Origin of the sequence: Nesterenkonia halophila, assembly GCF_009467795.1 — a bacterium.
Classification (GTDB): Bacteria; Actinomycetota; Actinomycetes; order Actinomycetales; family Micrococcaceae; genus Nesterenkonia; species Nesterenkonia halobia.
In genome coordinates this window covers 78,818-105,580 of sequence record NZ_WIAX01000017.1, presented here as the reverse complement: position 1 = coordinate 105,580, position 26,763 = coordinate 78,818, and the positions used below count along the sequence as shown (strand labels likewise).

24 protein-coding genes are annotated in these 26,763 nt (G+C 71.4%); 17 read left to right on the top strand and 7 right to left on the bottom strand.

Translation table 11 applies throughout. From position 1 onward, the window contains the following. On the top strand, window positions 1-922 hold a 922-nt coding region (locus GCL72_RS08925), incomplete at its 5' end, for a transglycosylase family protein (protein WP_211365012.1). Window positions 923-1,020: 98 nt separating this feature from the next. Here the strand turns inward: GCL72_RS08925 and GCL72_RS08920 are convergent. Then, complete coding sequence (locus GCL72_RS08920; RefSeq protein ID WP_153144366.1) at window positions 1,021-2,025, bottom strand: LacI family DNA-binding transcriptional regulator; 1,005 nt, start codon at window positions 2,023-2,025, stop codon at window positions 1,021-1,023. 130 nt (window positions 2,026-2,155) lie between these two features. On the opposite strand from GCL72_RS08920, the gene GCL72_RS08915 reads away from it, so the two are divergent. The 5 genes from GCL72_RS08915 to GCL72_RS08895 all read left to right on the top strand — a co-directional run bounded on the left by GCL72_RS08915 (window position 2,156) and on the right by GCL72_RS08895 (window position 7,850). Further along, window positions 2,156-2,713 carry a TRAP transporter small permease gene (locus GCL72_RS08915; protein ID WP_153144365.1) on the top strand — a complete coding sequence of 186 codons (558 nt, stop codon included), beginning with the start codon at window positions 2,156-2,158 and terminating at the stop codon, window positions 2,711-2,713. After that, window positions 2,710-3,984, top strand: a complete 1,275-nt coding sequence (locus GCL72_RS08910) for a TRAP transporter large permease (protein WP_153144364.1) — start codon at window positions 2,710-2,712, stop codon at window positions 3,982-3,984. Before GCL72_RS08915 ends, GCL72_RS08910 begins: the two co-directional genes overlap by 4 nt. A 63-nt stretch (window positions 3,985-4,047) precedes the next feature. Next, window positions 4,048-5,043 (top strand): DctP family TRAP transporter solute-binding subunit, encoded by a 996-nt coding sequence (locus tag GCL72_RS08905; protein ID WP_153144363.1) that lies wholly within the window; start codon window positions 4,048-4,050, stop codon window positions 5,041-5,043. Next, window positions 5,040-5,945 (top strand): shikimate dehydrogenase, encoded by a 906-nt coding sequence (locus GCL72_RS08900; RefSeq protein ID WP_153144362.1) that lies wholly within the window; start codon window positions 5,040-5,042, stop codon window positions 5,943-5,945. The genes GCL72_RS08905 and GCL72_RS08900 overlap by 4 nt, the downstream gene beginning before the upstream one ends. 6 nt (window positions 5,946-5,951) lie before the next feature. Beyond that, window positions 5,952-7,850: a bifunctional sugar phosphate isomerase/epimerase/4-hydroxyphenylpyruvate dioxygenase family protein gene (locus tag GCL72_RS08895; RefSeq protein WP_153144361.1), complete on the top strand. Its 1,899-nt coding sequence runs from the start codon at window positions 5,952-5,954 to the stop codon at window positions 7,848-7,850. On the opposite strand, the gene hisD is transcribed toward GCL72_RS08895, so the two are convergent. Further along, the gene (gene hisD / locus GCL72_RS08890) at window positions 7,783-9,090 is read right to left on the bottom strand and encodes a histidinol dehydrogenase (protein WP_153144360.1); all 1,308 of its coding nucleotides are present in this window, start codon (window positions 9,088-9,090) and stop codon (window positions 7,783-7,785) included. The genes GCL72_RS08895 and hisD overlap by 68 nt on opposite strands. 200 nt (window positions 9,091-9,290) lie before the next feature. Between hisD and GCL72_RS08885 the strand changes: the two genes are divergently transcribed. Further along, window positions 9,291-10,997: a mechanosensitive ion channel family protein gene (locus GCL72_RS08885; protein WP_153144359.1), complete on the top strand. Its 1,707-nt coding sequence runs from the start codon at window positions 9,291-9,293 to the stop codon at window positions 10,995-10,997. Window positions 10,998-11,296: 299 nt separating this feature from the next. Further along, window positions 11,297-11,959 carry an AMIN-like domain-containing (lipo)protein gene (locus tag GCL72_RS08880; RefSeq protein WP_153144358.1) on the top strand — a complete coding sequence of 221 codons (663 nt, stop codon included), beginning with the start codon at window positions 11,297-11,299 and terminating at the stop codon, window positions 11,957-11,959. On the opposite strand, the gene GCL72_RS08875 is transcribed toward GCL72_RS08880, so the two are convergent. After that, complete coding sequence (locus tag GCL72_RS08875; protein ID WP_153144357.1) at window positions 11,960-12,784, bottom strand: SDR family NAD(P)-dependent oxidoreductase; 825 nt, start codon at window positions 12,782-12,784, stop codon at window positions 11,960-11,962. It lies immediately after the preceding gene. A gap of 119 nt (window positions 12,785-12,903) precedes the next feature. Here GCL72_RS08875 and GCL72_RS08870 point away from each other — a divergent pair, with 119 nt between their 5' ends. Further along, window positions 12,904-13,311 (top strand): hypothetical protein, encoded by a 408-nt coding sequence (locus tag GCL72_RS08870; RefSeq protein WP_153144356.1) that lies wholly within the window; start codon window positions 12,904-12,906, stop codon window positions 13,309-13,311. Window positions 13,312-13,370: 59 nt separating this feature from the next. Here the strand turns inward: GCL72_RS08870 and GCL72_RS08865 are convergent, their stop codons facing one another. Further along, window positions 13,371-14,210: an MBL fold metallo-hydrolase gene (locus GCL72_RS08865; RefSeq protein WP_153144355.1), complete on the bottom strand. Its 840-nt coding sequence runs from the start codon at window positions 14,208-14,210 to the stop codon at window positions 13,371-13,373. Window positions 14,211-14,281: 71 nt separating this feature from the next. On the opposite strand from GCL72_RS08865, the gene GCL72_RS08860 reads away from it, so the two are divergent. Further along, a complete protein-coding gene (locus GCL72_RS08860; protein ID WP_153144354.1) occupies window positions 14,282-15,427 on the top strand; it encodes a glutathione S-transferase family protein in 1,146 nt (381 codons plus the stop codon). Between the two features lie 135 nt (window positions 15,428-15,562). Here the strand turns inward: GCL72_RS08860 and GCL72_RS08855 are convergent, their stop codons facing one another. Next, window positions 15,563-16,453 carry an NAD(P)-dependent oxidoreductase gene (locus tag GCL72_RS08855; protein WP_153144353.1) on the bottom strand — a complete coding sequence of 297 codons (891 nt, stop codon included), beginning with the start codon at window positions 16,451-16,453 and terminating at the stop codon, window positions 15,563-15,565. 226 nt (window positions 16,454-16,679) lie between these two features. Here GCL72_RS08855 and otnK point away from each other — a divergent pair, with 226 nt between their 5' ends. The 7 genes from otnK to GCL72_RS08820 all read left to right on the top strand — a co-directional run bounded on the left by otnK (window position 16,680) and on the right by GCL72_RS08820 (window position 23,701). Beyond that, window positions 16,680-17,999, top strand: coding sequence for a 3-oxo-tetronate kinase (otnK, locus tag GCL72_RS08850; RefSeq protein WP_170289605.1), 1,320 nt, complete (start codon window positions 16,680-16,682; stop codon window positions 17,997-17,999). Window positions 18,000-18,028: 29 nt separating this feature from the next. Next, a complete protein-coding gene (gene otnI, locus GCL72_RS08845; RefSeq protein ID WP_153144352.1) occupies window positions 18,029-18,856 on the top strand; it encodes a 2-oxo-tetronate isomerase in 828 nt (275 codons plus the stop codon). Beyond that, window positions 18,853-19,641: a DeoR/GlpR family DNA-binding transcription regulator gene (locus GCL72_RS08840; RefSeq protein WP_153144351.1), complete on the top strand. Its 789-nt coding sequence runs from the start codon at window positions 18,853-18,855 to the stop codon at window positions 19,639-19,641. Before otnI ends, GCL72_RS08840 begins: the two co-directional genes overlap by 4 nt. Window positions 19,642-19,672: 31 nt before the next feature. Further along, window positions 19,673-20,632 (top strand): D-erythronate dehydrogenase, encoded by a 960-nt coding sequence (gene denD / locus GCL72_RS08835; RefSeq protein ID WP_153144350.1) that lies wholly within the window; start codon window positions 19,673-19,675, stop codon window positions 20,630-20,632. Window positions 20,633-20,695: 63 nt separating this feature from the next. Then, window positions 20,696-22,096 carry a GntP family permease gene (locus GCL72_RS08830; RefSeq protein WP_153144349.1) on the top strand — a complete coding sequence of 467 codons (1,401 nt, stop codon included), beginning with the start codon at window positions 20,696-20,698 and terminating at the stop codon, window positions 22,094-22,096. An 85-nt stretch (window positions 22,097-22,181) separates the two neighbouring features. Then, on the top strand, window positions 22,182-22,820 hold the full coding sequence (otnC, locus tag GCL72_RS08825; RefSeq protein ID WP_153144348.1) for a 3-oxo-tetronate 4-phosphate decarboxylase: 639 nt from the start codon (window positions 22,182-22,184) through the stop codon (window positions 22,818-22,820). 89 nt (window positions 22,821-22,909) lie between these two features. Next, window positions 22,910-23,701 (top strand): SGNH/GDSL hydrolase family protein, encoded by a 792-nt coding sequence (locus GCL72_RS08820; RefSeq protein WP_153144347.1) that lies wholly within the window; start codon window positions 22,910-22,912, stop codon window positions 23,699-23,701. A 133-nt stretch (window positions 23,702-23,834) separates the two neighbouring features. Here GCL72_RS08820 and GCL72_RS08815 read toward each other — a convergent pair whose 3' ends face one another. Then, the gene (locus GCL72_RS08815) at window positions 23,835-25,310 is read right to left on the bottom strand and encodes a peptide MFS transporter (RefSeq protein WP_153144346.1); all 1,476 of its coding nucleotides are present in this window, start codon (window positions 25,308-25,310) and stop codon (window positions 23,835-23,837) included. 187 nt (window positions 25,311-25,497) lie between these two features. Then, window positions 25,498-26,751, bottom strand: coding sequence for an aspartate aminotransferase family protein (locus GCL72_RS08810; protein WP_153144345.1), 1,254 nt, complete (start codon window positions 26,749-26,751; stop codon window positions 25,498-25,500). Window positions 26,752-26,763: the final 12 nt, after the last annotated feature.

Below are 26,763 nucleotides of genomic sequence, written 5' to 3'. Positions count from 1 at the left end.
CTCGCAGGATAAGTACACCGACTCGAACGGGGTCCTCGACCACGCGGCCATTCAGGCCCGGGTGGACGAGCTCGGCGCTCCGGAATCCGTGCCGGAGTCGTCGACGGACTCCTCCAGCGGCTCGTCCTCGAGCGGATCCGGCAGCAGCTCGTCGCACAGCTTGAGCCAGTACACTGCGGCTACCCAGGGTGTGGTGAAGGAGCTGGCCTCGCTGCTGGGGCAGTCGCCGGAGCAGACCTTCGGCAACCTGGTCTCGCAGGATAAGTACACCGACTCGAACGGGGTCCTCGACCACGCGGCCATTCAGGCCCGGGTGGACGAGCTCAGCGCCCCGGAGCCCGAGCCGGAACCCGAGCCTGAACCTCAGCCCGAGGGCGACGGATCGGCCGCCCAGTCCGGCGATTCCTCCACGCCGCCGCCGTCGTACAACCCGGTCTGGGACCGGCTGGCGATGTGCGAGTCCTCCGGCGACTGGAGCATCGACACCGGCAACACCTTCTACGGCGGCATCCAGTTCACCAAACAGTCCTGGGAGGCCGTCGGCGGAACAGGCTATCCGCACCACGCTTCGAAGTACGAGCAGATCGCCCGCGGCTACGAGCTGTGGAAGATCCAGGGCTGGGGTGCCTGGCCGGGCTGCCAGGAGAAGCTCGGCCTCTCCGGCGACCCGGGCGGCGTGGAGAACTACACGCTGCCGGGCTCGGGCAGCGGCTCCGGCACGATGGAGGCCGCCACGTCCTGGCAGCTCTCGCTCAGCGTGCCGCTGCGCGCCGAGGCCGCAAGCTCCAGCGAGAAGCTCGCTCAGCTGCCGCGCGGCGCCGCCGTGCGCCAGCTCGACACTCAGGGCTCCTGGGTGCAGGTCCGCTACGCCGACGACGGCGAGACCGTCGTCGGCTGGGTCAACACCGATGTGATGTCCTGACCGGCTGATCAGCAGCGGGGCGGGCCTTCGCCCCCGACGCACGACGGCGCCGGCGTTCCTCCGTTCGCGGGATGAGCGCCGGCGCCGTCGTGTCCGATTCAGCCCGGCCGCACCACACCCGTGGATTCGCGCAGGATCAGTTCCGTCGGAAGCGTGATGCGATCGTCGGGAGGGTCGATGAGCGGGCCGTGCCGATCGGGCTCGTCGGCGATGGAACGGAGCAGCAGATCGACGCCGCGTCCCCCGACCTCTCCGCCCGGACCGTCCACGGTGGTCAGCGGGGGCGTCACCAGGTCGGCGGCGAAGTTGTTGTCGAAGCCGACCACGCTGACGTCATCCGGGACCGCGACTCCGCGCGATGCTAGACGGTCCATGATTCCGAAGGCGAGCAAGTCGTTGTGCGCCACCAGCGCGGTGGGCCGGGCCCGCAGTGCCGTGTCGGCGGCCACCCCGCCGGCGGCCACCGTCGGGGCATAGGGGCCGATCCGGTGCGCAGTGAGCCCATGCTCGTGCGCGGCGTCGCGGAGCGTGGCCCAGCGGAGCGAGCCGATCCAGGAGCCGGGTGGACCCGCGCAGAACGTGAACTCGCGATGGCCCAGCGAGGCCAGATGCTCGAGGATGAGCCGACAGCCGTGCACCATGTCCAGTCGCACGCTGGTCAGGCCGTCCAGGTCTCTGTTGAGCAGCACCAGCTTGTGCCGGTTCCCCAGCGCCAGCAGCTCCTGGTCCGGCAGTCGGCTGGAGGCCAGCACGAAGCCGTCGACCTTCGATGCCAGACCGCGGACCTGCGTCAGCTCGATCTGCGGCGACTCCTCGGCATTGACCACCACGAAGGTGAATCCCGACGACTTCGCCCGCATCTCAGCGCCGCGGATGATCTTGATGAAGTGGGGATTGGTGATGTCGGCCAGAACCATCGCGATCGTCTTCCGGGGCGTGCGCCCTTGGCGGGCCGGTGTCGCGTAGCCGACGCTCTCTGCCGCCTCCTGGACGCGCCGACGCATCGAATCACTGACTCTGGCAGGCCTGTTGAGTGCTCGGGAGACGGTCGACGGAGCGACGCCCGCTTCCTGGGCGACGTCGTAGATGGTGACCTTCGGCATGAGGAGATCTCATCAGTTTTGGCAACTAGTGGCAACTGAATTTCCGGTTTGCCATGCTGTTGCTAAGTTCAACCCCGTCATGTGAGGCGGGCCACATCCGGTCCGTCGTCCGACGACGGAAGGATGCATCATGGCATCTCAGACACGGAAGGCCGGGAGTCGTCCGGCCCGTCTCCTCGCGGCCGTCACAGCGGTGGAGCTCGGCGTGGCCGGCCTTCTCACCGGGGTGATCTTCGTGGCGGTGCTCATTCAGGCCTTTCAGCGCCACCTGCCGTTCGAGGGACTGACCTGGACCGGAGAGCTGTCACGTTTCGCGCTGGTATGGCTGACGTTCCTCGCCGCCGGCGTGCTGGTCACGCGTGACGGGCACATCGCGCTGCAGCTGGTGGACACGCTGAAGTCCGAGCGGGCGGTCCGCGGCTTCCATGTGCTCGCCCATCTGCTCGTGGCCGTCATCGCCGGGCTCTTCGCCTGGCAGTGCTGGTCGCTGATCCCGAGCTCGTCGATCCTGACGTCCCCGTCGCTCGGAATGAGCATGTCGCTGCACTATGTGCTGCCCCTGGTCGGCTTCGTCAGCACCGCGCTGCGCTCGGCGGCCGCCGCGACAGTCGTGGCGCGCGAAGGCGTTCCTGCGGCCCAGGAGAGCGACGCCCTCGCCATCAAGGTGAACCGGGAGGTCCAGTCATGACCGTCGTCCTCATGCTCCTCGCGATCGCCGTCCTGCTGTTCCTCCGGGTCCCGGTGGCCTTCGCCTTCCTCGGGCCCGGCCTCGGGTATCTGCTGCTCACCGGCCACTCGGGCGGCCTGGCCATGCGGCTGGTCGCAGAGTCCACCGCCAGCTTCCCCCTGCTGGCCATCCCGCTGTTCATCCTGCTCGGAACCCTGGCCGGGCACGCGGGCATCGCCGACCGGCTCTTCGACTTCGCCCTCGCTCTGATGGGCAAGGTCCGCGGAGGGCTGGGATACGTGAGCATCGGCGTGAGCCTGGGCTTCTCCTGGATGAGCGGTTCGGCAGTGGCCGATGCCGCCGCACTGGGCAAGGTGCAGGTGCCGCAGATGGAGAAGCACGGCTACTCCCGCCGCTTCAGCGTCGGTGTCGTGGGATCCTCCGCGCTGATCGCTCCGGTCATGCCCCCGAGCATCCCGGCGGTCATCTTCGCCGGTCTGGGCGCGGTCTCCACCGGCGCGCTCTTCGCCGCCTCGGTCCTGCCGGCCCTGCTCATGGCGGTGGGCCTGGCCGGGGTGGTCTTCATCTGGGTGCGGCGCCAGCCGGACATCACCGACGTCGGGTTCTCCTGGGAGCAGGTGCTGCGCACCGGACGGGCCGTGCTGCTGCCGCTCGTCGCCCCGGTGATCATCCTCGGCGGCATCCTGGGCGGCTTCTTCACGCCCACCGAGGCCGCCGCCGTGGGCTCGCTCTACATGCTGATCCTGGGATTCGCCTACCGACGCCTCCGTCTGCGTGATCTGCCCAGGATCTTCGTGGAGACCGTCATGACGACGGCGGCCATCATGCTGATCGTCGCCTCCGCCGCCCTGGTGGGCTACGTCTTCGCCCGCGAGCGCGTGCCGCAGGAGCTGGCCTCGATCATGCTCACCGTGACCGAGGATCCGACGCTGTTCCTGCTGCTCGTCGCGCTGCTGATGCTGGTGCTGGGCACCGTCGTCGACGCGGTGGCGGTGCTGGTGCTCACCGTGCCGATGCTGATGCCGATCGCGACGGAGATCGGCGTCGACCCGATCGTGCTCGGCGTGCTGATGGTGCTCTCGCTGATGATCGGCCTGCTCACCCCGCCGGTGGGGACGGTCCTCTATGTACTGAGCTCCACGCTCAAGATCCCGGTCGGGGATGTGTTCCGCGGGGCGGCCCCGTTCTTGATCCCCATGGTGCTCATCTGCCTGGTGATCATCCTCTTCCCGGACTTCGTCCTCTGGCTCCCCGAGCTGCTCGGTCTGTAGCTCGCACCAACAGATGCTCCATCGACCGGCCGGGTCCTCCGTGCCGCACGACCAAGGACAACCATGACACTGATACGCAGAACCCTCGCCGCGGCGACGCTGCTGCCGATCGGTCTGCTCGCCGGCTGCTCAGGCGGCGCCGGCGACGACACGGTCGAACTGACCCTCGCCCATTCCTACACTCAGGACCAGACCGCCCACACCTGCGGCGCCGAGACGATCCGGAAGGAGGTGGAGGAGGCCGATGCGGGCATGAGCGTCGAGATCTACGACTCCAGCCAGCTCGGCGGAGACGCCGATCGCATCGCCTCGGTGCTCTCCGGGGACATCGACATCGACCTGCAGGGCGCCTCCGCCCTGGCCGCGGTGCACGAGCCCATGGGCGTGGTCGACGCCGCCTACGCCTTCGAGGATGCCGCACACGTCTCGGAGTACTTCCGCAGCGGCGCGTCCGACGAGCTCACCGAGGCCTTCAAGGAGCGTTCCGGCATCAACGTGCTCGGAGCCTGGTCGATCGGACCGCGCCATTTCACGGCCAACGACCCGATACGCACTCCGGAGGACCTGGACGGGCTGCGCATCCGGTTCCCCGGCTCGACGCAGTACCTGCTCAACGCGCGGGCGCTCGGTGCCGATGCGACGACGGTGGCCTATGAGGAGGTCTATCTGAGCATGCAGCAGGGGCTGGTCGACGGCGGGGAGAACCCCTTGGGCAACATCGCCTCGGAGAACATGGACGAAGTCCAGGAGTACCTGAGCCTCTCCGCCCACCAGCAGAACTCCAATCTGATCGTCATGGGCGAGATCTACGACGAGCTCTCCGCCGACCGGCAGGAAGTCCTGCGTGACGCCGTCCGCGCCGCCGAGGACCGCATGATCGAGTGCGTCGCCGAGAGCGACGCCCGCCTGGTGGAGACCTTCGAGGCGCAGAAGGGCTTCGAAGTGGTCGACGATGTCGACGTCCAGGCCTTCCGCGCGCGGGCCGATGACTGGTTCCGCGAGCATCTGAGCGGTGAGTCGCTCGACGTGTACACCTCGATCAAGGAGTCCCGCCCATGAGCGCCGCGACACCGGACGGAACGACCCGGCACGAGCAGATCCACGGAAGTGCGATCCGCGTCGCGCTCGTCGGCGACGGCATCGGCCCGTCGCTGACCCCGGCGCTCCATGAGCGCGAGGGTGCGGCCCTCGGGCTGGACTACGTCTACGAGCGCGTCGACCTCGCCGAGGAGGACCAGGCGGATCTCGGCGCGGTGCTGGACGGGCTGGAGGCCCGCGGCGTCGTCGCCGCGAACATCACCCATCCGTACAAGCAACGGGTGCTCGAGCACGTGCACGTCGCCGGCGAGGAAGTGGTGCAGATCGGCTCGGCGAACCTGGTGCTGCTCGGTCCGTGCCGGGAGGCCCACAACACCGACCATTCGGCCTTCCGCGCCGGACTCGAGAGCTTCCTCGGCCACGACGCTCGGGGGCGGGCTCTACAGATCGGGGCCGGGGGAGCCGGGCTGGCCACGGTCCATGCCCTGGCCTCGATGGGCTTCGCCGAGATCGTGGTCCACGATCTGGACTCCGTCGCCGCTCGTCGTGTCGTCGAGAGGTTCCGGCCTCACCACCCGGGCACGCGGTTCAGCACCACCGGCGGTGACCTGGAGGCGACGCTCGGCCGCGTCGACGGGGTGATCCACGCGACCCCGACAGGGATGGCGGCGCATCCAGGAGCCGCCGTCGCCCCCGAGGACCTGCCGGCCGGGGCCTGGATCTCCGAGGTCGTCTACCGCCCGCTGGAGACCGAGCTCGTCGCCCGCGCGCGGGCCTGCGGTCTCCGGGTGCTCGACGGCGGGCTCATGGCCGTGGGCCAGGCGGCCGACAGCATCCGGCACATCACCGGTCTCGAGCCCGACCGTGACCGCATGCGCCGGCATTTCGAGCAGCTGGTGACCGACGAATCAGGGACGAGGTGACGAGGAATGCACACATCCATCGCCACGGTCTGCCTCAGCGGCAGCCTGGAGGAGAAGATGGAGGCCGCCGCCGAGGCGGGGTTCTCCGGAGTCGAGATCTTCGAGCCGGATCTGGTGGCCAGCGAGCTCACGCCTGAGGAGGTGCGAGCCCGCGCCGAACGGCTGGGACTCGCCCTGGACCTCTACCAGCCCTTCCGGGACTTCGAAGGCGTCTCCGAGGAGCTGCTGGAGGACAATCTTCGACGAGCTGAGGCCCGATTCCGGATCATGGCGCGGCTCGGCATCGGGACGGTGCTGGTCTGCAGCAACGTGTCCACGGCGACGGAGGACTCCGACGAGGTCTCCGCCGCGCAGCTGCGCCGGCTCGGCGAGCTGGCCTCCGCGCACGGGGTCCGTGTGGCCTTCGAGGCGCTGGCCTGGGGCCGATTCGTCGACGACTACCGGCGAGCCTGGCGGATCGTCGAGCTCGCCGACCATCCCGCCGTCGGCACGTGCCTGGACAGCTTCCACATCCTCTCCCGAGGGCACGACCCCGCCGGCATCGAGGACATCCCCGCCGAGAAGATCTTCTTCGTGCAGCTTGCCGACGCCCCGGCGCTCTCCCTCGACGTGCTGTCCTGGAGCCGTCATCACCGGCTCTTCCCCGGCGAGGGCGACTTCGACCTCGTGACGTTCCTCGGGCATGTCGTCCGGTCCGGCTATTCCGGGCCGATCTCCCTGGAAGTCTTCAACGACATCTTCCGGCAGACAGCCTCCGGAGCCACCGCCGCCCAAGCCCATCGCACGCTCGTGGCCCTGGCCGATCGCACCGCTCGCGAACAGGCCGGGGCCGAGGCCCTGCCGACGGTGCCGGCGGCGGGCCATCCGGTCGGGGTGGACTTCGTGGAGGTCCGCGCCGAGAACACCACCGACGTCGAAGAGGTGCTCGAGCAGCTGGGGCTGAGCTTCCGCGGCCAGCATCGCAGCAAGCCGGTGCGGCTGTGGAGCGCCGGCGGGGCGCGGATCATCCTCAATGAGCAGCACGCCCGCGGCGAACGCCCGCACGTCGCCGGGATGGGGCTGCTCTACCCCGACATCGACGCCGCCGAGGAGCGGATCTCCACCCTGGGCGTGCCGCCGGTGACGCGACGGATCCAGGCCGGCGAACATCGGCTGCCGGCTTTCGTCTCGCCCCAGGGCGTCGAGCTGTTCCTCGCCGCCGGGGAGTCGGACGCGACGGGCCGGCCGGGCTGGATCGACGAGTTCGAGCACGGCGTGCCGCAGGACGAGGACGCCGAAGCCGGCGAAGCGGGGGTGTACGCGGTCGATCATCTCAATCTGATGAGCCCCTGGGAGACCTACGACGAGACGGTGCACTTCTGCACCGGGGTGCTGGGTCTGCAGAAGGGGACCAGCACCGAGGTCGCGAGTCTCCACGGGCTGGTGCGCAGCCGTGTGCTGCGCACCCCCGACGGCGTCGTCCGAGTGCCGCTGAACGTGCTGCCGGCAGCCGGCGATCAGCACACTGAGCACGTGGCGCTGGCCTGTGACGACGTCCTCGCCGTGGCCCGGCGCGCGCAGCGCCGCGGCATGCGGCCGCTGCCGGTGCCGCGGAACTACTACGACGACCTCGAGGCCCGGTTCGGCCTGACTGACACGTTCCTCCGGTCGCTGCGCGCCCACCAGGTGATGTACGACCGTGACGCGGACGGCGAGTTCCTGCACTTCTATACCCGCCGCGTCGGCGGCGTGTTCTTCGAGCTCGTCCAGCGTCTCGGCGACTACGACGGGTACGGAGCCGCCGACGCGCCGATCCGTCTGGCCGCCCAGGCGCGGTTGGACGCGGAGCCGTCCCAGCTCAGCGGAAGCGCACGTCCACCGCGTCGCCGTGGGCGGTCAGTCCCTCGGCAGCTGCCAGAGTGGTGACGTGGCCGGCGACCTGCCCCAGCCCTTCACGGCCGTAGTGGACGACCTGCTGGGAGCGCATGAAGCTGGTGACGTTCAGCCCCGAGCTGTACGCCGAGGCGCCGCCGGTGGGCAGCACGTGGTTCGAGCCGGCGCAGTAGTCGCCCAGCGAGACCGGAGTCCAGGAGCCCAGGAAGATCGCCCCGGCATTGGTGATGCGTGCGGCGTGGGCCTGCTGGTCGGCGGTCATGATCTCCAGGTGCTCGGCGCCGTAGGCATCGGCGACGGCCAGGGCGCGGTCGATCGAGTCCACCACCAGCACGGAGGACTGCGTGCCGGTCAGCGCCTCCTTGACCCGCTCGACGTGCCGGGTGGTCGCCGCCTGCGCCTCGACCTCGGCGAGCACCGCCTCGGCCAGCGGCATCGAATCGGTCACCAGCACCGAGGCGGCCAGCTCGTCGTGCTCGGCCTGTGAGATGAGGTCCGCGGCCACCAGGGCCGGATCGGCCGTCTCGTCGGCCAGCACCATGATCTCGGTCGGGCCGGCCTCGGCGTCGATGCCGACCACACCCTGCACCGCCCGCTTGGCCGTGGCCACGAAGATGTTCCCGGGCCCGGTGACCAGGCTGACCGGCGGGCAGACCTGCGCTCCGGCGTCGTCCCGGGCGCCGTAGGCGAACATCGCGACCGCCTGCGCGCCGCCGACCGCGTAGACCTCGTCGACGCCGAGCAGCCGGGCGGCGGCCAGCACCGTCGGATGCGGCCAGCCGCCGAACTCGGGCTGCGGGGGAGAGGCGATGGCCAGCGACTCGACGCCGGCGACCTGGGCGGGGACGGCGTTCATCACCACCGACGACGGGTAGACCGCCTGCCCTCCGGGCACGTAGAGGCCGACCCGGCGCACCGGCACCCATCGGTTGGTCACCTGCGCGTCGTCGCCGGGGGCGACGGTCGAGTCCTGCGGCAGCTGGGCGGCGTGGACCCTCCGCGCCCGCCGGATCAGCTCGTCCAGGGCCGCGCGGATCTCAGGATCGAGCCCCTCGAGGGCCTCATCCTGGACGGACTCCGGCACGCGCAGGGCGGGCGGGCGCACGCCGTCGAACTGTTCGCCGAGCGCCAGCACCGCCTCGGCGCCGCCGGTGCGCACCTTCTCCAGGATGGGGGCGACAGTGTCGACGGTGGCCGAGACGTCCTGGGCGGCGCGAGGCAGCATGGAGTCGACGTCGGCAGTGCTGCCGCGCAGGTCCCTGAGCGTGATCATGGTCCTCCTCGAGGCGGGCTGGGCGACGGCGCAGGGTCGCCGGAGGCGGACTCCGGCGCGCGCCGCGGCGGGGATCGTCCCGGTCATTGTCCCCCGGAGCGTGCCCGGCCGGGAAACGCGGACGGCGGACGTCCGCCGTCCAGTCGAGGCTGGGAAGGCATGCAGGGTTCCGTGGAATGATGGATGCCATGGTGTCGAGCATGATCCCGTCTGCACTCCTCTCCTCGCTCCTTCCCCCGTCGCGGCCCCTGGGCCTGCTCGCCGGCGGGGAGTCGCCCGAGCCGACCGACAGGGCCACCGGCGGAGACCCGGCGGAGGACGTCACCGACGTCGTCGAGGACAACGTCCCGCAGGACGTCGAGACGCTGGTCACCGGCGCCGGGCCGGTCTGGGGCCTGCTCCTCGGCGTCGGCATCGCACTCGTCGTCGCCCTGGGGATCACGCTGACCACCTCGGTCGTCGCCAAGCAGCTCCTGCGACGCATCCCCGCGGCCCTGGGCGCAGTCGACCGCACCCGCCTGCCGCTGTTCCTCACGCTGCTGCTGGTCGGGTCGCGGATCTCGCTCAGCTACTCCGCCGGGGACTCGGCGTGGGCCGACGCGGCCGGCTTCGTGCTGATCGTGCTGGTGATCGTCGGTCTGGCCTGGTGGGCGGTGCGCATCGTGCGCGTCGTCGAGGCGGTGGTGCTGGCCCACTACGGCGGCGACGGCAACCTGGACGACCGGCGCGGCCGCCGCGTGCAGACCCAAGTCTCGCTGATCCGGCGGGTGATGATGGCGGTCATCATCACTGTGGCGGTGGCGGCGATGCTGCTGCTCATCCCGCAGGTCCGCGCTCTGGGCGCCGGACTGCTGGCCTCGGCGGGAGTGCTCTCGGTGGTCGCCGGCATCGCGATGCAGTCGACGCTCTCCAACGTCGTCGCCGGCGTGCAGCTGGCCTTCACCGACACCATCCGCGTCGGCGACGTGATCGTCGTCGAGGAGAACTTCGCCACCGTCGAGGACATCACGCTCTCCGTGGTGGTGCTGAAGGTCTGGGACGACCGCCGCATCATCTACCCCTCAAGCTACTTCGTGGCCACGCCCTTCGAGAACTGGACCCGGGTGGGCACCCAGCTGATGGGCACCGTCGAGCTCGACGTCGACTGGCGGGTGCCGATGGACGCGCTCCGCGGCCGGATGCGGCGCCTGCTGGAGTCCACCGACCTCTGGGACGGCCGCGACTACGGGCTCCAGGTCACCGACGCCTCCGCCGGGATGGTCAAGGTCTGGGTGGTGCTCTCCGCCCGGAACTCCGCCGAGCTCTGGGACCTGCGCTGCCTGGTCCGGGAGGACCTGGTGAACTATCTGCGCGCCGAGCACCCCTATGCCGTGCTCACCCAGCGCATGCTGGTCTCCCACGACGACGCCCTGGCCCGGGACGGCACGCAGGTGCGCACCGGGGCGCTGGACCAGGTCGACGACGAGACGGACCGGGACGAGGACGCGGCGCCCGCAGCCGGTGCGGCGTCGCCGACGCAGGAGGCCGGGGACCCCCGGCCCTCCACGGCGCCGCTGGACGTGGTGCCCGGGGAGCCCGGATGGCCGACGTCGGTCGACGCTGAGCAGCAGGAGCCCTCCGAGACGCCCGACACCGGGGAGACGCCGCTGGCCTACAGCGGAGAGGGCGCCTCGCTGTTCACCGGCAGCATCGCCGCCGTCGAGCGCGGACGCGACTTCACCGGCCCCGGCGACGAGGCGCTGCGCGAGCGGCGCGAGCGCCAGGAGGAGCATGACGGTCTGGCCACCGAGGCTCCGGAGGACGCCCAGGACGCCCAGGACGCCCCGGACGACGACGCCGCGGACGGCCACGACGACGGCGAGGACGGAGAGGACCGGCCGTCCCGCGCGCCCCGCGGGGAGGCCTGAGTCGTCGGTCCCCGCCGGATCACGATCCGGCTACGACCGCGTGCTGACCGGGGACTCGCTTCGGCCGCCCGTCGGCGACGTGGCTATGGTGGAGGCACGAGGCACGTTCCCGCCCTCGTCCGTCCCGGCCGACCTCGACCGTTCCGAGCGGCCGGCCCGAGGGCGCGCGACCGCACGAGGACCCGCAGGAGAGCATGGACACGACGACGCATGGGCAGCCGCCGCCGACGGCTGGTCTGCCGCGGCATCTGCGGCCGACGGCACGCCGCCGCGGCCGGCGTGCCGGGACTGTGGCTGCGATGCTTCTGGCTCTGAGCGTGGCCGGCTGCGGCGCCCCCGAAGCCGGGCCGACCGGCGTCGGCGACACCGCCGCGACCGGCGCGACGGCCGGCGACGCCCCCTCCGATCTCTCCTCCGACGCGTCTTCCGGCGCCGCGGAGGCCGCCGAAGCCGACCCCTCGGATGACGGGGCGCCCTCGGGCGTCGGAGACGTCGACGTCGACAGCTTCTCCGTCGAGGCCAAGCAGTCCGCGCAGTTCCCCGGTTCGGTGGATCCGGTCGGAGAGGGCGAGCAGCTGCTGTTGGACACTGTCCGCGTCGGCTCCCACTCGGAGTTCGACCGAGTCGTCTTCGAGCATGCCGGCGACGGCATGCCCGCCTGGCGCGTCGAGTACGTGGCGCGGCCGACCCAGCCGGGCAGCGGCGGCGCGGTGGACATGCCCGGCGAGGACTTCATCGCCGTGCACGCGCAAGGGCTGATGCCCGGCAACGCCGGGAAAGAGGCCGGCCACCGGGTCGGCGCGCGCGACTGGGCCCATGCCAGCTCGATCATCCGCTCGACCTATTCGACAGTGGTCTTCGAAGGCTCCTCGACCTACTACATCGGCCTCGACCGCGAGCGCCCCTTCGAAGTCCGAGCGCTCGAGGATCCGTCGCGGCTGGTCCTCGACGTCAAAGCCTGATCAGCGGGCGTCGTCCGAGGTCTCCTGGGGCGGGGCCGCGCTCGCGCCGTCCTGCTCGGCGTCGCCGGCGCGCTTGCTGACCGCCCACTGCACCAGCGAATCGGGCATGAACCGCAGTCCGGCGGTCAGCGCCTGATAGCTGCGCGAGGGCACTGAGGTCGAGGCCCCGGCGGCGTTGGCGGCCAGGCCCTCGCGGACGACGTCGTCGGCGTCCAGCCACATCCACCGCTTCGCGCCGGAGACGTCGAGGCCGGAGCGCTCGTGGAACTCGGTGCGGACCAGGCCCGGGCAGAGCGCGGTGACCACCACGCCGTCGTCGTGGACCTGGGAATGCAGCGCCTTGGAGAAGTTGATGACCCAGGACTTCGCCGCCGAGTAGGTGCTGGTCGGGGTGAATCCGGCCACTGAGGCGACGTTGATGATGCGGCCCGCCCGGCGGCGGGTCATCGCCCGGGCGGCGGTGTGGCAGAGCTCCATCGGCGTCTGGACGTGCAGTCGCAGCAGGTTCCGTTCGTCGTCGAGGGTCGAGTCCAGGAAGTCCGAGGACAGGCCGTGGCCGGCGTTGTTGACCAGCAGGCTCACCGGGTGACGCGGATCGGAGAGCCGCTCCTGCACTGCGGCGACGCCGTCGTCGGTGACCAGGTCGGCGACCAGCACGTCGACGTCGACGCTGTACTGGGCCGCCAGCGCCTCGGCCTGGGTGCGCAGACGCCCGCCGTCGCGGGCGACCAGGACCAGGTCGTAGCCCTGTCCGGCCAGCTGGCGGGCGAAGGCCGCCCCGAGGCCGGCCGTGGAACCGGTGATCACAGCAGTGTGGGAGCTCATGGAAGTATCCTAGGCGTCGTGGTCCTCCGCTGTGCAGGGGTGTCCGTGATCTGGCCGCAGAGCCGCGCGTGCGTCACCCTGGAAGGCGGGAACGGAATCGTCGAGCAGGAGGTCGCAGCATGCGCTGGCGCAAGAAGGTGGACTGGGGGCCGCGCCGCCTGACCAGGGACGAATGGGCCGTGCTCGAGGCGCTGATCGAGGCCGACGACCTCGACGCCGTCGAGTACGCCATCGAGGAGCTCACCGGGTTCATGGACGAGTTCCGCGAGGACGTCGACGGCCGGCCGCTGGTCGGGGTGACCGACGGTCAGCTCGCCGTGCTGCAGGAGCGCCGGACCTCGCATCGCGGGATGCCGGTGGTGAGCCTGACCTTCTGCGCGGCGGGCCCGCCCGGCGAGGCCGAGCCGCACGCCTTCGACCGGCTCTCCGCGGCGGCGTCCTCGCTGGTCGACCACGTGCAGGCCGAGGGAGTGGCGGTGCACGGCATCCGCTGGGTCGAGCACGACCCCATGCCGCGCCCGTTCTGAGGCCCGGGCGCCCGCAGGATCGAGGCTGGCGAGTCCGCAGCGCTGAGACTGGCGAATCCTCAGCGCTCGCCGATCCGGTGCAGGTGGTCCAGCTGGGCGGCGGCGATCTTGGTGGTCACGCCCGCGGGCAGGCCGGAGTCCTCGCCGTAGATCAGCCGGCCGAGGGCGACGGCGTCGAGGTCCGGACCGTGCGCGGCGAGCAGCCCGCGCACCTGGTCGAGCCGCTCGCGCCGGTGGGCCAGGTAGTCGTCGACGACGGCGGCCAGGCTCTCGCGCTCCGGGCCGTGGGCCGGCAGCAGGCGGGCGGCCCTGTGGGCGCGCAGCCGCTCGAGGCTGGTCAGATAGTCCGTCAGCGTGCCGTCCGGGTGGTCGAGCATCGTCGTGCCCGCGCCCAGGACGGTGTCGCCGGTGAGCATCGCCCCGCCTCCCGCGCCGTCGACGTCGGAGGGATCGTCGGGGACCCAGAAGCTGACCGAGTCCGAGGTGTGGCCCGGCGTATGGACCACCACCAGCGCGACGCCGTCGACGTCCAGGCGCTCGCCGTCGGTCAGCGGGGCCGGCGCGTCGACGGCGCCGGCAGGTCCGCGCGCGCCGTCGTGCCCGCCGTCGGCCGCCAGGCACCAGCTCGGGTCCGCGCCGCGGACCGGGGCGTCGAAGCGCCGGGCGAACTCCGCGGCGGCACCGGTGTGGTCGCCGTGCCGATGGGTCACCAGGATCGCGGAGACCTCCCGTCCGGCGACGGCTGCGGCCACGGCCTCGCGGTGCTCCGGATGGTCTGCGGGCCCCGGATCGACGATCACGACCTGCCGCGCCCCGCCGAGCACATAGGTGATCGTCCCCTGCAGCGTCATCGGGGAGGGATTGTCGCAGCGGATGCGGTCGATGCGCGGGGCAGTCATGGCTCCAGCGTAGTGACGCGACGCGTCCGGCGTCACTGACGCCGTCGGCGGCGCTGGCCTAGGCTGGAGCCATGGCACAGGACGCTGAGCAGGACTCGCAGAAGACCGTCGGGACGCAGCACTCCACCGCCGGGGCGTACGTCACCGGTGAGGAGTTCACCCGCGACACGAACTACATCGAGGACCGGGTCGTCGCCGACGTCGGCGCAGCGGCCGCGGCGCCCCGGGAGGAGGGCTCGACGATCGGCGACCCGCGGCTGGCGGGGCTGACCGAGGGCGCCGACGCCTGGCCCGTGGAACCGGGGCGCTACCGGCTGGTGGCCGCCCGCGCCTGTCCCTGGGCGCACCGGTCGATCATCGTCCGGCGGCTGCTCGGTCTGGAGGATGTGATCTCGCTGGCCGCTCCCGGGCCGGTGCACGACGTGCGCTCCTGGACATTCGACCTCACCGAGGACGGCCGGGACCCGGTGCTGGGCACCGAGCGGCTGCAGGAGAACTACTTCGCCCGCTTCCCCGACTACCCGCGCGGGATCACCGTGCCGGCGCTGGTCGACGTCCCCTCCGGCGGCGTGGTGACGAACAACTATCCGCAGCTGACCTTCGACCTCTCCACCCAGTGGCGAGCCCACCATCGCGCCGGCGCGCCGGATCTGATCCCGGACGAGCAGATCGAGGAGATGCTGCCGGTCATCAAGCGCATCTTCACCGAGGTCAACAACGGCGTCTATCGCTGCGGCTTCGCCGGCTCGCAGCGGGCCTACGAGGAGGCCTACGACCGGCTCTTCACCGCGCTGGACTGGCTGGAGGACGGGCTGGCCGACCGGCGCTACCTGATGGGCGAGACCATCACCGAGGCCGATGTGCGGCTGTTCACCACGCTGGTGCGCTTCGACGCCGTCTACCACGGGCACTTCAAGGGCAACCGGAACAAGCTGACCGAGATGCCGAACCTCTGGGCCTACGCCCGGGACCTCTTCCAGACTCCGGGCTTCGGCGACACCGTCGACTTCGACCAGATCAAGCGGCACTACTACGTCGTCCACGAGGACGTGAACCCCACCCAGATCGTGCCCAAGGGGCCCGAGCTGGCCAGCTGGCTCACCGCCCACGGCCGCGAGGCGCTGGGCGGCTCGCCCTTCGGCGCCGGCACCGCGCCGGGCCCGGTGGCGCCGGAGGAGCGGCCTCCCGGGGCGAACCCGCTCTACGGCCAGGGCTGAGGGGCCCCGGCATCGAGTGGGCGATGTGTCGAGGTTCTGGCGGCGGATCGGCGTCGAGACCTCGACACATCGCCCACTCGATGACCAGAGACCGGGCGACGACGGCGGTCCCGCTCGACGTGTGTCAGCAGGCGGTCAGCGGTAGGTCTGGATGACCTGGGAGTCGTCGTGCCCCAGCAGCCCGGCCTCCGCGGCGGCGCGGTACTTTTCCCGGGCGGCGCGCAGCAGCGGCGCGTCGAAGCCGGCGTCCGCGGCGATCTCCTCGACGAGGTTCGTGTCCTTGACGAAGATGCCGACCGCGCTGCGGACCTCGGCCTCCGGGCCCTCCAGCATGCGCGGTCCCCGGTCGGAGAGCATCCAGGAGCCGGCGCCTCCGGAGGCGACCGCCTGCAGCACCGCCTGCGGGTCCAGGTCGAGCGACTCGGCCAGGGCCAGCGCCTCGCCGGCGACGGCGATGTGCACGGAGCACAGCAGCTGGTTCACGGCCTTGAACGACTGCCCGACGCCGACCTCGTCGCCGCAGCGGACGACGGTGCCCATCGCCTCGAGCACCTCGGTCCGGTCGTCGAGCACGGCGGGATCGCCGGCGGCGAAGAGCCGCAGCGCCCCCTGCTCGGCTCCGGCGACGCCGCCGGTCACCGGCACGTCCAGGAGCCCGACGCCGGCCGTGCGCGCCGGCGCCGCCAGGGCGCGGACGGCCTCGGGCCCCACGGTGCTCATCACCACCAGAGTCGAGCCGGCGCGCATCCGGGCGAGCAGGCCGTCCTCGTCCGAGACGGCGGCGGTCAGCTGCTCCGGCGTGGCCACCATGACCACGACGACGTCGGACTGCTCGGCCGCCCGAGCCGTCGCCGCGGGGCTCAGCCCTTCCGCGGCCGCGGCGTCGCGCCGCTGAGGCGAGGTGTCGACTGCGGTGACGTCGTGTCCGGCGCGGGCGAGCTGACGAGCCATCGGCAGCCCGATGGCGCCGACGCCGACGAAGGTGATGCGGCGCCGCGGGGCGGCTGGCGCGGGGGCGGATGTCATGGCTGCTCCTGAGGTGACGAGGGCGGGCGGGGTCGTGCGGCGTCGTGCGCTGCCGTGCGGCGGAATCGTGCCTCCGGCGACGCCTCGAGCGTGAGGCTCGGCGGGTGACGCTCTTCACGGCGTGATGCGGATCATGTTAGCTTATGTGAACGTGACTCAAAAGATTCACATATCTGCACATGCCCAGGTCGGTCCGTGCCGACTGCGAGGACGAGGAGAGACGCCGATGGCCATCACGCTCGGAGTCATCGCCGATGACTTCACCGGCGCCACCGATGCGGCCGGCTTCCTGGTCGAGGCCGGACTGCGCACCGTCCAGCTCACCGGTCCCGCCGGAATCGAGGACCTCCCGGACGGGCTGGACGCCGAGGCGGTCGTCATCAGCCTCAAGACCCGGTCGACGCCGGCTGAGCAGGCCGTGGCCGAGAGCCTGCGGGCGCTGGACGCCCTCCGCGGCCTCGGCGCCCAGCGGATCCTGTTCAAGTACTGCTCGACCTTCGACAGCACCGCCGCCGGCAACATCGGGCCGGTGACCGACGCGCTGCTGGAGGCGCTCGAGGAGGACGTCACCGTGCTGGTGCCGGCGCTGCCGGTCAACGGCCGGACCGTCCGCGACGGGCACCTCTCCGTCCACGGGGTCCCGCTGCACGAGTCCGGGATGCGCGACCACCCCGTCACCCCGATGCGCGATTCCAGCCTCGTGCGACTCATGGAGGCCCAGAGCGCCGGACGCGCCGCCGTCGTCCCCCTCGCCGCCGTCGACGCCGGCCCCGCGGCGGTCGCGGAGGCGCTGGAGGCGGCGCGCGAGGCCGGGGCGCGCTACGTCGCGGTCGACGCCGTCGAGATGCGTCATCTCGACGTCATCGGCGAGGCCGTCCGCGACCTGCGGCTGGTCACCGGAGGATCGGGAATCGGCTCCGGCGTCGCGAAGGCGGTGCTGGCTCATGCCGCGTCCGACGGAGGAGAGCGGGCCGACGCCGCGGCGCCGTCGGCCCGCTGGCGGCCTGCCGCCGGGCCCGCGGTCATCCTCTCGGGCTCCTGCTCGCAGATGACCAACCGCCAGGTCGCCCGGTACGGCGAGACCGCTCCAGCCCGCGCCGTCGACGTCGACCGCGCGGTGGCCGACGCTGAGCAGCATGTCGACGAACTGGTCGAGTGGGCCGCAGCGCGGCAGGCCGAGGGGCCGGCTCCGCTGATCTACGCGACTGCCGGCCCCGAGGAGGTCGAGGCCTGGCAGCGGCGGCACGGCGCCGAGGAGGTCTCCGCGGCGATCGAGTCGCTGTTCGGCCGGATCGCCGCCGCGCTGCGCGACCGGGGCACCGTCCGGATCGTCGCCGCCGGCGGAGAGACCTCCGGAGCCGTCACCCGGGCCCTGGGCCTGGCGGCCTTCGAGGTGGGGCCGACCATCGCACCGGGGGTGCCGTGGACCCGCGGGGTCCCCGACGGGATCGACCTCGCCCTGAAATCCGGGAACTTCGGCGACGAGGACTTCTTCGCCGACGCGCTGCGCACTCCGGACCTCGACGAGACCGCCCCGCGCGGCTGACCCGCCGCCCCGCCGATCTGGAGATCCCGATGCCCCGTTTCGCCGCGAATCTGTCCATGATGTTCACCGAGATGCCGTTCCTGGAGCGGTTCCAGGCCGCCGCCGACGCCGGCTTCGCCGCCGTCGAGTACCTCTTCCCGTACGACCATCCGGCCGAGGAGGTCGCCGCGGCGCGCCGCGACGCCGGCGTCGAGCAGGTGCTCTTCAACGCGCCGGCCGGCGACTGGGCGGCCGGCGAGCGCGGTCTGGCCTGCCTGCCCGATCGGCAGGAGGAGTTCGACCGCGGCCTGGAGACCGCCCTGCGCTACGCCGAGGCCCTCGACTGCCCGCGGATCCACGTGATGGCGGGGATCCCGCGGCCCGACGGCGAACTGGACGCCGCCGGTCGGGCCGCCGCCCGCGAGGTCCACGTCCGCAGGGTCCGGCAGGCCGCCGACGCCGCCGCGGCGGTGGGCCGCCGCGTGCTGATCGAGCCGATCAACCCGGTGGACATGCCCGGCTACCTCCTCGACTCCGTGCACGAGGGCCGCGACGTCCTCGAGCAGATCGACCATCCCGCCGTCGGCCTGCAGCTGGATCTCTACCACGCGCAGATCACCGACGGGGACCTCACGCGGCTGATCCGTTCCGCCGCCGACGTCGTCGAGCATGTGCAGATCGCCTCGGTGCCGGACCGGCACGAGCCCGACGGCGGCGAACTCGACCTCGACCACGTCCTCGGCGTGCTCGACGACGTCGGCTACGCCGGCTGGGTGGGCTGCGAGTATCGGCCGGCGGGGGAGACCCGCGCCGGGCTGGGCTGGTTCCATCGACGCACCGGCTCCGGCCGGGCCGACCGGCGCGGGAGCGGGGCATGATCCCCGACGAGCGTCGACGTCGCCTGGTCCATCTGGTCGAGGAGCAGGGCTCGGTGAGCATCGCGGAGCTCACCGAGGCCCTCGGCGTCTCGCATATGACCGTGCGCCGGGACATCCGCCAGCTCGAGGAGGCCGGGCGGGTGGTCTCGGTCTCCGGCGGCGTGGCGCTGCCCTCGCGCATCGCGCTGGACGCCACGCATCAGGCCAAGCTGGGCCTGCATCCGACGGAGAAGGAGGCGATCGCCGCCCGGACGGTGGAGCTCGTCCGTCCCGGGGACCTGGTCTACCTCGACGCCGGCACCACGATGCTGGCCGTCGCCCGGCAGCTGGTGGAGCGCGCCGAGGAGCTGCCGGTGGACCTCATCACCAACGACCTGGCCGTGGCCGCCTGCCTGGGCGATCATCCCACCGCCGGAGTGCATGTGCTCGGCGGGCGGCTGGACAGCGCGAACCTCTCCACCGAGGGCGCGGTCCCCGCCGCGGAGCTGGCCGAGTTCAACATCGACCTCGCCGTCGTCTCGGCGTCCTCCTTCGACCTGCGCGGACTCTCCGTGCCCTCGGAGGCCAAGACCCTGGTCAAGCGCGCGATCGTGGAGAACTCCTCGCGGTCCTGCCTGGCCACCGACAGCAGCAAGTACGGCCGGGTGGCGGCCTGCCGCGCCGTCGCCCTGGACGCCTTCGACAGCATCGTCACCGACGGCGCGCTGCCCGATGCCGCCGGCGAGCACCTCGCCCAGCTCGGCGTCGAGCTGCTGATCGGCGAGCCCGGGCGCTCCCGCCCCTGAGACCCGAGACCTGCGAAAGGACCTGTGACCCATGAAGATCATCGTGACCGGAGGCGCCGGATTCGTCGGCAGCCGCGTGATCACCCAGCTGCTCGCCGCCCAGGATGCGGGGCGGCTGCCCTGGGACGTCGACGCCGTCGTTTCGTTGGACCTCGCCGAGAGCCCGGTGGAGGACCCCCGAGTGGAGTCCCGCGTGGGCGATCTCGGCGACGCCGAGCTGCTGGCCGACGTCGTCGACGCCGACACTGCGGCGATCTACCACCTGGCCGCCGTGCTCAGCGGCGGCTCGGAGGACGACTTCGACCTCTCCCACCGCGTCAACGTCGACGGCACCCGCGCGCTGCTCGAGGCCGCCCGATCGACCGGCGCGACGCCGCGGTTCATCTTCACCAGCTCCATAGCCGTCTTCGGCGGTGAGCTGCCGGAGGTCCTGGCCGAGGACCAGGGGGTCCAGCCGGAGTCGACCTACGGTGCGTTCAAGGCCATCGGCGAGCTGCTGGTCAACGAGTACTCGCGCAAGGGCTTCGTCGACGCGCGGATCTGCCGGCTGCCCACGATCTCGGTGCGTCCCGGGCGGCCGAACTCGGCGGTCTCCTCCTTCGCCAGCGGCATCATCCGCGAGCCGCTGCAGGGCGAGGACTCCGTCTGCCCGGTGCCGACCGACACCCGGCTCTGGCTGAGCTCGCCGCAGACCGTGGTGGACAACCTGGTCCACGCCGCCGTCGTCGACTCCGCGCCGCTGGGCTCCTGGCGGGTGCTGAACCTGCCCGGCGTCACCGTCACCGTCGAGGAGATGCTCGAAGCCCTGCGCCGGGTCGGCGGCGAGGAGGCCGTGGCCCGGGTCCATCACGAGCCGGACGAGCGGATCAGCCGCATCATCCGCTCCTGGCCCGCGGCCTTCGACGTCGACCGCGTCCTGGCCCTGGGCTTCCGTCCGGACGGAAGCTTCGAGGAGGCCGTCCGCCAGCATCACGACGAGTTCGTTGCCTGACCGTTCCGCTGCCTTCGCCGCGACCTCCGCGGCGGATGCTCATGATGTGTCGAGGAGGACACCATGAATGATGCCGTCACCACCTCTGAGATAGGCGCCGTCGTCGGCCTGGCCGTCGCCGTCGCGCTGCTGATCCTCTTCGTGCTGCGGACCAAGGTGCACGCCGTGCTCGCCCTGGTCATCGCCGCCTCGATCGCCGGGCTGGCCGCGGGCATGGCCCCGGACGCCACCATCGAGTCCATCACCACCGGGTTCGGCTCCACGCTGTCGACCATCGGACTGGTCATCGGCCTCGGCGTGATGATGGGCCGGATCCTCGAAGCCTCCGGGGCCGCCGAGAAGCTGGCGGTGACGCTCATCCGCTGGCTCGGCCGCAAGCGGGAGGAATGGGCGCTCGCCGGGGCGGGATTCATCATCTCGATCCCGATCTTCGTCGACAGCGCCTTCGTCATCCTCACCCCGCTGGTGCGGTCGCTGAGCCGCACCTCGGGGCGCTCCATCCTCACCCTGGGCATCGCCCTGGCCGGCGGGCTGACCATGACCCACCACGCCGTGCCGCCGACTCCCGGCCCGCTGGGCGCGGCGGGGATCTTCGACGTCGGCGTCGGGGAGATGATCCTCTGGGGCGTGGTCCTGACCCTGCCGGCTCTGGTGCTCGTGGTGCTCTACGCGACGATCATGGGCCCGCGGATCGAGGCGAAGGTCGCCGCCCAGACCGGCGAGCAGCTCTCCCCGAGCGCGGCCTTCGCCGAGTTCGAGGCTCAGGCCGTCGAGCGGGAGCGGAAGCTGCCCTCGCTGGCGATCTCGCTGATGCCGATCCTCGTGCCGATCCTGCTGATCTTCGCCAACACCGTCTCCACCAATCTCACCGAGGCCGGAGCGATCACGCTGCCCGAGGTGCTGGTGCAGACCGCGGCCTTCGTCGGAAACCCCGTCATCGCCCTGCTGATCGGCGTGCTCATCGCCGTCTACGGCCTGACCCGCGGACAGCCGCGTCAGGACACGCTGGCCGACATGGAGAAGGGCGTCGAGAGCGCGGGCATCATCTTGCTGGTCACCGGCGCCGGCGGTGCGCTGGGCGCGGTGCTGCGCGACAGCGGCACCGGGCAGTCGATCGGCGAGTGGGCCTCGGGTCTGCCGCTGCCGGCAGTGCTGATCCCCTTCGTCATCGCGACCATCGTGCGGGCGATCCAGGGCTCGGGGACCGTCTCCATCATCACGGCGGCCTCGATCTCGGCGCCGATCATGGCCGACATGCCCGGCGTGACGATGGTGCTCGCCGCCCAGGCGGCCTGCCTGGGGTCGATGTTCTTCAGCTACTTCAACGACAGCCTGTTCTGGGTCGTCAATCGCATGCTCGGGGTGAAGAACGCCGCCCATCAGATGCTCGCCTGGTCGGTGCCGACCACCATCGCCTGGGGGTCGAGCATGGTGACGCTGCTGATCGTCGACGCCTTCGTATGATGAATCCGCCGCGACGCCATGACGCCCCGGGCGACGGGAGAGCGGACCCGGCCGCCCGTCCCCACCAGCAGAGGAGAGCACAGCAGTGACCGACCACACCGCGGACCATGCCGCGCAGGCCGCCCGCCGTCGGATCGTCGCCCTCGGAGCCAGCCTCTTCGAGCGGGGATACTCGGTCGGCAGCGCCGGGAACCTCAGCGTCCGCACGGACACGGGGTACCTGATGACGCCGACCAACGCCTCCCTGGGACGCCTGGAGGAGGACGAGCTGGCGGTGCTGGACCACGACTGGCAGCACGTCGACGGGCCTCGCCCCTCGAAGGAGGTGGTGATGCACCGGGCGATGTACCAGGCACGGCCCGAGTCCGCTGCGATGGTGCATCTGCACTCGACCTACGTCACCGCGGTCAGCTGCCTGCCCGCCGGCGAGGACCCGGTCATCCCGCCGCTGACTCCGTACTTCGTGATGCGGCTGGGAGGCGAGGTCCCCGTGGTGCCCTACTTCCGCCCCGGGGCGGCGGAGATGCTCGACGACATCCGCACCGCCGGTCAGCGGTCACGGGCCGTGATCCTGGCCAACCACGGATCCCTGGTGGCCGGCGCGTCGCTGGAGGACGCGGTGAACGCCGCCGAGGAGCTGGAGGCCTCCGCCCAGCTGGCCTTCCTGCTGCACGACCGGCCGGTCCGCGAGCTCACGGCGGAGGAGATCGCCGAGCTGCGTTGAGCGAGCCGCGCGGCCGGCCAGTGGTCGCCCGTCGCGGCCCCGCGATAGTGTGAAGAGGTACGAAGCAGTCGTCGTCTTCAGGAGCGCCCATGTCCGCAGCAGATGAACTCGACGGACCGTTCGAGAAGCGCTTCGTCGCGCTCGGCGACTCCTTCACCGAAGGGGTCGGGGACATCGACCCCTCGAGCCCGAACGCCGTGCGCGGCTGGGCCGACCGGGTCGCCGCCCAGCTCATCGCCGAGGACCCGCGCTGGGGCTACGCGAACCTCGCCATCCGCGGGAAGAAGCTGCCCCAGGCCCTGGACGAGCAGATCGACGCCGCCGTCGCCATGGAGCCGACTCTGGTCACCCTCTACGCCGGCGGCAACGACATCCTGCGGCCGGTGGTGAACGTCGATGGTCTGATGGCCCGCTATCGGCATGCCGTCCGGCAGCTGGTCGACACCGGCGCGCAGGTCGTGCTCTTCACCGGCTTCGACTCGGCCAAGGCCCCGGTGTTCAATCTGACCCGCGGGCGCACCGCCATCTACAACGAGCACGTCCGCAAGATCGCCGACGATCTGGGCTGCACGCTGGTGGACTTCTGGCACATGAAGAAGTTCCAGGACTGGCGCTACTGGGACGTCGACCGGATGCACCTGGGCATCTCCGGCCACACCGCCATGGCCAAGGAGGTCCTGGCGGTGCTCGGGGCGAAGGACGACATCCCCGCCCCGGAGATCGAGGACCTGCCGCCGCAGAACCTCGTCGAGCGCACCGCCGGCAACGTCACCTGGACCCGCGAGCACGTGCTGCCCTGGATGAAGCGGCGGCTGACCGGCACCTCCTCCGGCGACGACCTCAGCCCGAAGTACCCCAAACTCACCTCGCGCATCTGGTGAACGGCGCGGGCCGCGCTGCGGCCGGGCCGCCGCAGAGCTCGCCTCCGCGGATACGACGACGGCGCCGCCCCGATCCTCGGCAGGTCGGGACGGCGCCGTCGTCGTGTGCAGGGTCGGGACCCGGCTCAGCGGGTCACTTCACGCCGGCCATGAGCTTCTTCAGGCCCGGCGTCGCCGCGCCCAGGGCCAGGCCCAGGACCACGCAGGTGCCGCCGAGGGAGAGGAAGTAGGGGATCTCGTTGCCCTCGGTGTAGAAGGCCGCGAGGATGCCCGCCAGCGTGGTGCCCAGCGAGATGGACAGGTAGAACAGCGCCAGCATCTGGGTCGTGAAGGCCACCGGGGCCAGCTTCGTCGCCACAGAGAGCCCGATCGGGCTGAGGAAGAGCTCCGCCCAGGTGACCAGCAGCAGGATGCCGACCAGCGCCAGCAGCGGGGTCTTCTCGAAGGACTCCAGCGGGATGAAGACCAGGTAGGCGATGCCGATGATGATCAGCGCGGTGCCGAACTTCAGCGGCGTCGAGGGCTGCCTCTCGCCCATCTTCGTCCAGATCGTGGCGAAGATCGCCGCGAAGATGATGATGAACAGCGGGTTGATCGACTGCACCCAGCTCGCCGGCATCTCCCAGCCGAGGATGTTCCGGTCCAGCCGCTCCTCGGAGTAGACGGCGATGAAGGTGAACTGCTGCTGGAAGAGCGCGAAGAACGCCGCGGAGGCGACGAACAGCGGAATGAAGGCCTTCACCCGGCTGCGCTCGACCGCGTCGACCTTCTTCGAGCGCAGCAGCACCACGAAGTAGCAGATCGAGGCGACGACCACGACGCCGACGATGACGTTGGCCAGGTTCGCCGGGGTGACGATCCCGGCGGCGAAGAGCGCGACGATCACGACTGCACCGGCCAGAGCGATCATCCCGTAGCGCAGTCTGAGCTCCTTGGGCAGCGGGTTCACCACGTCGTGGGTCTCCTCCGGCAGGTCCTTGCGGCCCGCGGCGTAGATCGCCAGGCCCAGGACCATGCCGACGGCGGCGGCTCCGAAGCCGTAGTGGAAGCCGATGCGCTCGTGCAGGAAGCCGGTCAGCAGCGGGCCGACCAGCGCGCCGATGTTCACGCCCATGTAGAAGATGGAGAAGCCGGCGTCGCGGCGCGGGTCCTGACGGGTGTAGAGCGAGCCCACCAGTGAGCCGGCGGCGGCCTTCACGCCGCCCGAGCCGACGGCGACGCAGATCAGCCCGACGGCCAGTCCGGCCGCGCCCGGCAGCACCGCCAGGGCGATATGGCCGATCATCACCAGCACAGCTGAGTAGAACAGCGTGCGCTCGGCGCCGATCAGCCGGTCGGCGATCCAGGCGGTGAGGATGGCGGAGAGGTAGACGCCGCCGCCGTAGGCGCCGACGAGGGGCAGAGCGATGCTCTGGTCGATCCCCAGGCCGCCGTCGGCGACCGAGAAGTACATGTAGTACGCGAGGATGGCCTGCATCCCGTAGAAGGAGAAGCGTTCCCACAGTTCGACCGAGAACAGGTTGAACAGCATCCGGGGGTGGCCGAAGAACGTCTTCCCCTCATCTGTGGCCGCAGGGTGGTGCGGCTCCTGAGCATGAGTGGTGGTCATTCTCACCATGGAACCGCAGGATGTCCCCTCGGCGCGAATCGGCGCGTGGGGTATGCGGCCCCTGCGGCGTCATGGCAGGGCGCACAGCAGCGCCGCGCCGCCCGGCGGTGCCGGTCAGCGGGGCGAGCAGGGGCAGGTCGTGCAGACTGTGAGGTGTGATGCGGCGACCTGCGCGGGCTGTCCGGAATCAGCCGACGACGGCGTCCACCGCCTCGCGCCAGATGCCCAGCGCCTCGTCGACGGCATCGTCGTCGACCACCAGCGCCGGGATGAAGCGCACCACCTGGCCCCACGGGCCGCAGGTGAGCAGCAGCAGTCCGCGCCGGGCGGCCTCCTGCTGGACGGCGGCGGCCGTGGCGCCGTCGGGCTCGCCGTCGGCGTCGCGGAACTGGTTGCCCTGCATCAGGCCCAGGCCGCGTACGTCGGAGATGGCCGCGGTCTCCGCGGCGACGGCCTCCAGTCCCTCGCGCAGCCGCGCGCCGCGTCCGGCGGCGTTGGCCACCAGGCCCTCCTCCTCGATGACGTCGAGAGTGGCCAGAGCGGCCGCGCAGGCGACGGCGTTGGCTCCGTAGGTCCCGCCCTGCGAGCCGGGCCAGGCCTTGGCCATGATCTCCGAGGTCGCCGCGATCCCGGACAGCGGGAAGCCCGAGGCCAGGCCCTTGGCGGTCATCATGATGTCGGCCTCGACGCCGAAGTGGTCCTTGCCCCAGAACGCGCCGGTGCGGCCCCAGCCGGTCTGCACCTCGTCGAGGATCAGCAGCACGCCGTGCCGGTCGGCGCGCTCGCGCAGTCCCTGCAGGAAGCGGGTGTTCGCCGGCATGTAGCCGCCCTCGCCGAGCACCGGCTCGATGATCATCGCCGCCGTGTCGTCCGGGGAGGTGATCGTGGCGAAGAGCCGGTCGAGCTCCTTCAGCGCGAAGTCGGTCGTCGTCTCCTGGTCCCAGCCGTAGTGGTCGGCGTCGGGGAAGGGCGCGACGACGACCCCGCCCATCAGCGGGCTGAAGCCCGAGCGGATCTTGGTCCCGGAGGTGGTCAGCGAGGCCGCGCCCATCGTGCGGCCGTGGAAGCCGCCGTGGAAGGCGATGATGTTCGGCTTCCCGGTGGCCTGCCGGGCCAGGCGGACGGCGGCCTCGGCGGCCTCCGAACCGGAGTTGGAGAAGAACAGCGAGTCCAGGTGCTCCGGCAGCACCTCGCCGAGGCGCTCGGTGAGCTGCTGCAGCGGCCGGTGCATGATCGTGGTGTACTGGCCGTGGATGAGCCGGCCCACCTGCTCCTGGGCGGCGGCGACGACCTTCGGGTGGCAGTGGCCGGTGCTGGTCACGCCGATGCCGGCGGTGAAGTCCAGCCAGCGGCCGCCGGCGTCGTCGAAGAGGTGCACGCCCTCGCCGCGCTCGGCCACGACGGGGGTCGCCTGCTTCAGGTGGGGGGAGAGGGTCGCCATCGGAACTCCTTC

What these genes read in the sequence shown, in the direction of transcription:
- denD (WP_153144350.1), top strand. Translation starts at nt 19,673, where the DNA reads ATGAAGATCATCGTGACCGGAGGCGCCGGATTCGTCGGCAGCCGCGTG.
- otnK (WP_170289605.1), top strand. Translation starts at nt 16,680, where the DNA reads ATGGCCATCACGCTCGGAGTCATCGCCGATGACTTCACCGGCGCCACC.
- GCL72_RS08920 (WP_153144366.1), bottom strand. Translation starts at nt 2,025, where the DNA reads ATGCCGAAGGTCACCATCTACGACGTCGCCCAGGAAGCGGGCGTCGCT.
- GCL72_RS08815 (WP_153144346.1), bottom strand. Translation starts at nt 25,310, where the DNA reads ATGACCACCACTCATGCTCAGGAGCCGCACCACCCTGCGGCCACAGAT.
- GCL72_RS08905 (WP_153144363.1), top strand. Translation starts at nt 4,048, where the DNA reads ATGACACTGATACGCAGAACCCTCGCCGCGGCGACGCTGCTGCCGATC.
- GCL72_RS08855 (WP_153144353.1), bottom strand. Translation starts at nt 16,453, where the DNA reads ATGACATCCGCCCCCGCGCCAGCCGCCCCGCGGCGCCGCATCACCTTC.
- GCL72_RS08820 (WP_153144347.1), top strand. Translation starts at nt 22,910, where the DNA reads ATGTCCGCAGCAGATGAACTCGACGGACCGTTCGAGAAGCGCTTCGTC.
- GCL72_RS08885 (WP_153144359.1), top strand. Translation starts at nt 9,291, where the DNA reads ATGATCCCGTCTGCACTCCTCTCCTCGCTCCTTCCCCCGTCGCGGCCC.
- GCL72_RS08870 (WP_153144356.1), top strand. Translation starts at nt 12,904, where the DNA reads ATGCGCTGGCGCAAGAAGGTGGACTGGGGGCCGCGCCGCCTGACCAGG.
- otnI (WP_153144352.1), top strand. Translation starts at nt 18,029, where the DNA reads ATGCCCCGTTTCGCCGCGAATCTGTCCATGATGTTCACCGAGATGCCG.
- GCL72_RS08840 (WP_153144351.1), top strand. Translation starts at nt 18,853, where the DNA reads ATGATCCCCGACGAGCGTCGACGTCGCCTGGTCCATCTGGTCGAGGAG.
- GCL72_RS08910 (WP_153144364.1), top strand. Translation starts at nt 2,710, where the DNA reads ATGACCGTCGTCCTCATGCTCCTCGCGATCGCCGTCCTGCTGTTCCTC.
- GCL72_RS08810 (WP_153144345.1), bottom strand. Translation starts at nt 26,751, where the DNA reads ATGGCGACCCTCTCCCCCCACCTGAAGCAGGCGACCCCCGTCGTGGCC.
- GCL72_RS08915 (WP_153144365.1), top strand. Translation starts at nt 2,156, where the DNA reads ATGGCATCTCAGACACGGAAGGCCGGGAGTCGTCCGGCCCGTCTCCTC.
- GCL72_RS08860 (WP_153144354.1), top strand. Translation starts at nt 14,282, where the DNA reads ATGGCACAGGACGCTGAGCAGGACTCGCAGAAGACCGTCGGGACGCAG.
- GCL72_RS08895 (WP_153144361.1), top strand. Translation starts at nt 5,952, where the DNA reads ATGCACACATCCATCGCCACGGTCTGCCTCAGCGGCAGCCTGGAGGAG.
- hisD (WP_153144360.1), bottom strand. Translation starts at nt 9,090, where the DNA reads ATGATCACGCTCAGGGACCTGCGCGGCAGCACTGCCGACGTCGACTCC.
- GCL72_RS08875 (WP_153144357.1), bottom strand. Translation starts at nt 12,784, where the DNA reads ATGAGCTCCCACACTGCTGTGATCACCGGTTCCACGGCCGGCCTCGGG.
- GCL72_RS08900 (WP_153144362.1), top strand. Translation starts at nt 5,040, where the DNA reads ATGAGCGCCGCGACACCGGACGGAACGACCCGGCACGAGCAGATCCAC.
- GCL72_RS08830 (WP_153144349.1), top strand. Translation starts at nt 20,696, where the DNA reads ATGAATGATGCCGTCACCACCTCTGAGATAGGCGCCGTCGTCGGCCTG.
- GCL72_RS08880 (WP_153144358.1), top strand. Translation starts at nt 11,297, where the DNA reads ATGCTTCTGGCTCTGAGCGTGGCCGGCTGCGGCGCCCCCGAAGCCGGG.
- GCL72_RS08865 (WP_153144355.1), bottom strand. Translation starts at nt 14,210, where the DNA reads ATGACTGCCCCGCGCATCGACCGCATCCGCTGCGACAATCCCTCCCCG.